Source organism: Streptococcus sp. GMD1S (assembly GCF_000296875.1).
Lineage (GTDB): Bacteria > Bacillota > Bacilli > Lactobacillales > Streptococcaceae > Streptococcus.
The window spans coordinates 1-614 of the sequence record NZ_AJQY01000418.1 but is presented as its reverse complement, the minus strand read 5'-3'; the positions used below and the strand labels follow the sequence as shown (position 1 = coordinate 614).

The window sequence follows — 614 nt, the reverse complement described above, 5'->3', positions numbered from 1 at the left end:
GCTTTTGTGGGGATTTCAGGGTCAGGAAAGACCACCTTGGCCAAGATGATGGTTAACTTCTACGATCCAAGTCAGGGAGAGATTAGTCTGGGTGGTGTCAATCTCAATCAGATTGACAAAAAAGCCTTGCGCCAGTATATCAACTATCTACCTCAACAGCCCTATGTCTTTAACGGAACGATTTTGGAGAATCTTCTCCTTGGAGCCAAGGAGGGGACGACTCAGGAAGACATCTTACGGGCAGTTGAGTTGGCAGAGATTCGGGAGGATATCGAGCGCATGCCACTGAATTATCAGACAGAATTAACTTCGGATGGGGCTGGAATTTCTGGTGGGCAACGACAACGAATCGCTCTGGCGCGTGCTCTTTTGACGGATGCCCCTGTCTTAATCTTGGACGAGGCGACTAGCAGTCTGGATATCTTGACGGAAAAGCGGATTGTGGATAATCTCATGGTTTTAGACAAGACCTTGATTTTCATTGCTCACCGTTTGACCATTGCTGAGCGGACAGAAAAGGTTGTTGTTTTGAATCAGGGCAAAATTGTCGAAGAAGGTACCCCTGCAGACTTGCTTGCACAGGATGGCTTTTATGCCCATTTGGTCAATAGCTA

The 614-nt window shown here is 47.2% G+C and carries 1 pseudogene; it reads left to right on the top strand.

Annotated elements, in window-relative coordinates:
- Positions 1-614 (top strand): annotated as a pseudogene (gene comA, locus GMD1S_RS10735) (peptide cleavage/export ABC transporter ComA); the annotation flags it as partial.